This is a genomic window from Pseudomonas sp. PS01270 (assembly GCF_029959775.1).
Lineage (GTDB): Bacteria > Pseudomonadota > Gammaproteobacteria > Pseudomonadales > Pseudomonadaceae > Aquipseudomonas > Aquipseudomonas atacamensis.
On record NZ_JASCPT010000207.1, the window covers coordinates 1 to 5,554 of the forward strand.

Consider the following 5,554-nt stretch of genomic DNA (forward strand, 5'->3'; position numbering starts at 1 on the left):
GGGCTTGCCCGCGATTGCGGTGGGTCAGATCCAATGATGTTGACTGACACTCCGCTATCGCGGGCAAGCCCGCTCCCACAGGGTTTGATGTGTTTCTGGAGAGGATGATGAGCTCAACCAAAGACCCCTGCATCAGCCTCTGCAAATTCTCCGACGACATCTGCCTGGGTTGCGGTCGGAGCAAGCGCGAGATCAAGGCCTGGAAGAAGCTCGACAAGGACGACAAACGCACGGTGCTGGCCGAAGCCGCGCTGCGCCTGATCAAACTCGGTGGTGCCGGTCGGCGGAAAAAGAAATAACCGGCAATCGATCAGCTAGTCTCTGATGCGCGACGGCGCACATCCGCGTATGATTCGCGACCCTTCGCCGATCCCTTCGGCCTGGACCCAGTTTTCAATACTTCAGGCGCCGCCTGAACAGACCACACCGGGAGGTGCCCAGATGAGTGACATCAATCAGAAAGACGACCAGGAAATCGGCCCAGCAGGCGAAAAGCTGCAGAAGGTCCTCGCCCGTATCGGCGTCGGCTCGCGTCGTGACGTGGAATCCTGGATCAGCCAGGGCCGGATCAAGGTCAATGGCAAAGACGCCACCCTCGGCCTGCGCGTCGACATGCACGACGCCATTACCATCGATGGCAAGGTGATCAAGCGCGAAGAGGCCGCCGAATCGGTGCGCCGCGTGATCATGTACAACAAGCCTGACGGCGAAATCTGCACCCGTGACGACCCGGAAGGCCGTCCGACCGTGTTCGACAAGCTGCCGCGTCCGAAAGAAGGCCGCTGGATCAACATCGGCCGTCTCGACATCAACACCACCGGTCTGCTGATGTTCACCACTGACGGTGAGCTGGCCAACCGTCTGATGCACCCGTCCTACGAGATGGACCGCGAGTACGCCGTGCGTGTACGCGGTGAAGTCGACGACGAGATGATCGAACGCCTCAAGGCTGGCGTGGTGCTGGAAGACGGTCCGGCGCGTTTCACCGACATTCAACAGGCGCCGGGCGGTGAAGGCTTCAACCACTGGTACCACTGCGTGGTCATGGAAGGGCGCAACCGTGAAGTGCGTCGTCTGTGGGAATCCCAAGGTCTGGTGGTCAGCCGTCTGAAGCGCGTGCGTTTCGGTCCGGTGTTCCTCAACTCCGACCTGCCGATGGGCCGCTGGCGCGAAATGAGCCAGTACGAAGTCGACGTGCTCAGCGCCGAAGTCGGCCTGACGCCGGTGGCAATGCCGCAGCTGAATGCCAAGAGCAAGGACAAGCTCGAACGCATGCAGCGCAAATCGTCGCGGCCAATGGCCAAGACCGAGCGCGTGCGTACCCTGCGTCCAGCCGCTGGCGCACCGACCGCACCGCGCCCGAGCCGTGAGCCGCAGATCGAAGGCGAGCGCCCAGGTCGCAAGCCGGTTGCCCGTGACGGCGAGCGCGCACCGCGTCCGGCCAATGGCCGTACTGAGCGTGGCGAAAGTCGTGCACCGGCCGGTCGCGGTACGCCAGTGGCGGATCGTCCAGCCGACACCAGCAACAAGCGCCCGGCCAAACCGGCGCCGAAGCGTCCGGGGATCAAACTGGTCGACGGCGACAAGCCCTCGGGCAAGCGTCGCGGCGCACCGGCCGGTTCCGGTCAGCGCCCGGGGTTCGGACGCAAGAAACCGGAATAAGGCAGCTGTGAGTTACTAGCTGCAAGCTGCAAGTTGAAGCAAAAACGCCAACCCTTGAGGTTGGCGTTTTTTTCGTCTGGCGCCCAGCGATCGTTCCCACGCTCTGCGTGGGAATGCATCAACGGACGCTCCGCGTTCGGCTTTGGAAGGGACGCGGAGCGTCCCGGGCTGCATTCCCACGCGGAGCGTGGGAACGATCATCTGCGGCTTACATAAATCCCCTGTGGGAGCGAGCCTGCTCGCGAAGGCGTCAGTCGCCTAAAACACAAACCGCCCATCAAACACCGGCTTGTCATCCAGCGCCAACACCCCGCCAGAAAAGATCAGATCCAGGTGATGACTGCCCTTGGCGCCACCGCCCAGTCCGAGATGCAGCCCACAGTGCCGCTCCTCGAACCCGGCATTGCGCGCATACAGATCCTTGACGCCTTCATTGGTGCCAATCCCCAACTCCTCAATCCGTCGGTTCGACGGGTTGGCATCCAGGTACTTGTTGAAATCATGTTCCAGCCCCGGCACGTCGGTGGCGATGCGGCTGATGGTCGAGTTCTCGATCCACAATTCCAGCGGCGATTCCAGCACGCCGTACTTGCGCGCGAAGGGGATGGTGCTGAGGAAGGTGCCCTTGAACTTCACATGGCCGTTGATAGCTTCGCTGTGGGTGGCGATTTCGCCGGGGGCGAGGTCGAAGTTGCCGACGCCATTGATGTCGGTCCACTTCTTGATGCTGCTCATCGGTGTTTCGAACCATGAGCCGTGGTCATCCTTGAAACTCAGCGTGGTCGCTTGGGACATGCGCTGGATCAGGTGACTGTTGAGCCCGGCGATGCGCTGCGGGGTGATGCTGAAAGTGTCGTAGAAATAGTCGCCGTAATCCTTGAACAGCAGCGACTTCTTCCAGTTTTCCGCCATGACCGCTTGCAGTGCGCGGACGAACTCCGGGCCATCGGGACGCGGGTTGGGCAGGGTGGAAGAGTCGTAGAAGAAAATGTACAGATCGCTGTCGGCAATTGCCTCGGACAGCGCTGCGGTACTTTCCAGGTCCAGACGCCGGGCGCTGAACTGAAAGCGCGGATGCTCGCCTGCCTGTTCGGCAATGGCGCCGGTCAGGGCTTCGTAGTCGGCAGTATGGCCGAGCATGACCTTCGCCGAGTCAAGGCCGGCGAGGGCTGGGTGATGTTCGAGGTAGTAAAGGAAATGCGAGATGGCGCGGGGCTTGTCCATGAATCCTCCCTGACTGACCGGGAAATGAAGCGGCAGGCACGACCGGCCGGACCGTGCCTGCCCGGGATGTCTTACAGAGGCCACATCGCCGTGCCGAACGGAACCACCGCGTCGGCTTGCATCATTTCCACGGCGGCCTCATGGGTTGGCGCTTCAAACCATTCGTCCAGTTGCAGTTCGGTATCCAAGTCTTTTTCCAGTGCTTGCATGGTCGATCTCCTAGAGAATTTCACGGTTTATGACTGACCGGTCGAGGTGGCCGGTGAGACGTGAAGAACCTAGTTGAGCGTTTTTGTGAATGCAAAAATTTATCCATTTAATTTTTAAATAGACTTTTTGTTCTGTTTTTCGGGATGAATTTTCTTATTTGAAAACAAAAAACTAGGTCGGTGAAATTGATAGCAAGCTAGCTACCGTCAATATGCAGACGTCCTTCGGAAATTTCTGATTCGGAAAATATTCGTTACGGCTTGTAAAGAAAACCTGACGATATTGGCCCGCCAACGCGGTGATTTCCCGTCTCGCCATCCGTTGTAAGGAAAAGCTTCCGTAACCCGACGGAGCGTGCGCCACGCAGGGCTCTGGCGCGCTTGTTTCCAGCCTTCAGGCAGGGTGTGATGCGCCCCATGCCTGTCGTGCAGGCGAATAACAAGAAGGAGGCGCAATGTACGCCGCGACTGATTTCCACTTCTCCCCGTGGGACGGTTTTCTCCTCGTCCCCGTCGATGGCCTGCAAAGGCCTGACTCACATTTTGCAGCCGCTCGGCACTGTCGAGGCGGACACGCGCAATCCCGGCAACCGACACGCTGATCAGGCGGGTCTGGCAGCAGGGGGTTAGCGGTGTACAATGCGCCGCGTTTTAACTGTGACCCTCTGCGTAATCGCAAAAATCTCGAGGCTATCCGCCTTGTTCACTCCGCCGCGCCACAAGCGTGCCGGGTTCGATTTCGTCACAGATAAAAACAAACAGGTGACGCATGACCGTTGTAAATGAGCTGAACTCCTGGTGCCTGCGCTGGGGTTTGATCGGGGCTGCCTGAAATCGCAACCTTGCAGCAACGTCTACTGAACATCATCAAACCTTGCGTGAGACCTTTTTCATGAGTGGACAACCCTCGCAATCAGGCGAGCTTAAGCGCGGCCTGAAAAATCGCCATATTCAACTGATCGCCCTCGGTGGCGCGATCGGTACCGGATTGTTCCTCGGTTCTGCCGGGGTACTGAAATCCGCCGGCCCGTCGATGATCCTCGGCTACGCCATCTGCGGCTTCATCGCCTTCATGATCATGCGCCAGCTCGGCGAAATGATCGTCGAAGAGCCGGTGGCCGGCTCCTTCAGCCATTTCGCGCACAAATACTGGGGCGGTTTCGCCGGGTTCCTGTCGGGCTGGAACTGCTGGATTCTGTACATTCTGGTGGGCATGTCCGAGCTGACAGCGGTCGGCAAGTACATCCATTACTGGGCGCCGGACATCCCGACCTGGGTCTCCGCTGCTGCATTCTTCGTGCTGATCAACGCGATCAATCTGGCCAACGTCAAAGTCTTCGGTGAAGCCGAATTCTGGTTTGCGATCATCAAGGTTGTGGCCATCGTTGGCATGATCGCGCTGGGCAGCTACCTGTTGGTCAGCGGCCACGGCGGCCCGCAAGCCTCGGTGAGCAACCTGTGGTCCCACGGCGGTTTCTTCCCCAACGGGGTGAGCGGTCTGGTGATGGCCATGGCGATCATCATGTTCTCTTTCGGCGGTCTGGAAATGCTCGGTTTCACCGCCGCTGAAGCCGACAAGCCGAAAACCGTGATCCCGAAAGCGATCAACCAGGTGATCTACCGCATCCTGATTTTCTACATTGGCGCACTGGTGATCCTGCTGTCGCTGACCCCGTGGGACAGCCTGCTGGAAACCCTCAACGCGTCCGGCGATTCCTACAGCGGCAGCCCGTTCGTGCAGGTGTTCTCGATGCTCGGCAGCAATACCGCCGCGCACATCCTCAACTTCGTCGTGCTGACCGCTGCGCTGTCGGTATACAACAGCGGCACCTACTGCAACAGCCGCATGCTGCTGGGCATGGCCGAGCAGGGCGATGCGCCGAAAGGTCTGGCGAAGATCGACAAGCGCGGCGTGCCGGTGCGTTCGATTCTGGCGTCGGCGGCAGTGACGCTGGTTGCCGTGCTGCTCAACTACCTGATCCCGCAGCACGCGCTGGAACTGCTGATGTCGCTGGTGGTTGCGACGCTGGTGATCAACTGGGCGATGATCAGCTACTCGCACTTCAAGTTCCGCCAGCACATGAACCAGACCAAACAGACGCCACTGTTCAAAGCGCTGTGGTACCCGTACGGCAACTTCGTCTGCCTGGCGTTCGTGGTGTTCATCCTCGGCGTGATGCTGCTGATCCCGGGGATTCAGATCTCGGTGTATGCGATTCCGGTGTGGGTGGTATTCATGTGGGTCTGCTATCTGATCAAGAACAAGCGCAGTGTGCAGCCGGTGGTGGCTGCGACCGCGAAATAACCTCGCAGGCAGAAACGACAAACCCGGCCAGAGTGCCGGGTTTGTTGTTTTGAAATGGAAAAATCTGACATCACACCGAACCCTGTGGGAGCGAGCCTGCTCGCGAAAGCGGTCCATCAGAAACATCTGCATCGACTGACACACCGCCTTCGCG

The 5,554-nt window shown here is 59.4% G+C and carries 5 protein-coding genes; 3 read left to right on the forward strand and 2 right to left on the reverse strand.

Going from position 1 to position 5,554, the window contains the following annotated elements; genetic code table 11:
• Positions 1-107: 107 nt before the first annotated feature.
• Together QMX86_RS27120 and rluB are read left to right on the forward strand one after the other, a co-directional pair.
• Positions 108-299: a DUF1289 domain-containing protein gene (locus tag QMX86_RS27120; RefSeq protein WP_016771121.1), complete on the forward strand. Its 192-nt coding sequence runs from the start codon at positions 108-110 to the stop codon at positions 297-299.
• A 142-nt stretch (positions 300-441) separates the two neighbouring features.
• The gene (gene rluB, locus QMX86_RS27125) at positions 442-1,662 is read left to right on the forward strand and encodes a 23S rRNA pseudouridine(2605) synthase RluB (protein WP_110645046.1); all 1,221 of its coding nucleotides are present in this window, start codon (positions 442-444) and stop codon (positions 1,660-1,662) included.
• 258 nt (positions 1,663-1,920) lie between these two features.
• On the opposite strand, the gene QMX86_RS27130 is transcribed toward rluB, so the two are convergent.
• Both QMX86_RS27130 and QMX86_RS27135 read right to left on the reverse strand, forming a co-directional pair.
• A complete protein-coding gene (locus QMX86_RS27130; RefSeq protein WP_024012077.1) occupies positions 1,921-2,886 on the reverse strand; it encodes a hypothetical protein in 966 nt (321 codons plus the stop codon).
• A gap of 71 nt (positions 2,887-2,957) precedes the next feature.
• A complete protein-coding gene (locus QMX86_RS27135) occupies positions 2,958-3,095 on the reverse strand; it encodes a hypothetical protein (protein ID WP_003222780.1) in 138 nt (45 codons plus the stop codon).
• An 892-nt stretch (positions 3,096-3,987) separates the two neighbouring features.
• Between QMX86_RS27135 and QMX86_RS27140 the strand changes: the two genes are divergently transcribed.
• Positions 3,988-5,400 (forward strand): amino acid permease, encoded by a 1,413-nt coding sequence (locus QMX86_RS27140; protein ID WP_039761099.1) that lies wholly within the window; start codon positions 3,988-3,990, stop codon positions 5,398-5,400.
• Positions 5,401-5,554 lie beyond the last annotated feature (154 nt).

What these genes read in the sequence shown, in the direction of transcription:
- QMX86_RS27120 (WP_016771121.1), top strand. Translation starts at nt 108, where the DNA reads ATGAGCTCAACCAAAGACCCCTGCATCAGCCTCTGCAAATTCTCCGAC.
- rluB (WP_110645046.1), top strand. Translation starts at nt 442, where the DNA reads ATGAGTGACATCAATCAGAAAGACGACCAGGAAATCGGCCCAGCAGGC.
- QMX86_RS27130 (WP_024012077.1), bottom strand. Translation starts at nt 2,886, where the DNA reads ATGGACAAGCCCCGCGCCATCTCGCATTTCCTTTACTACCTCGAACAT.
- QMX86_RS27135 (WP_003222780.1), bottom strand. Translation starts at nt 3,095, where the DNA reads ATGCAAGCACTGGAAAAAGACTTGGATACCGAACTGCAACTGGACGAA.
- QMX86_RS27140 (WP_039761099.1), top strand. Translation starts at nt 3,988, where the DNA reads ATGAGTGGACAACCCTCGCAATCAGGCGAGCTTAAGCGCGGCCTGAAA.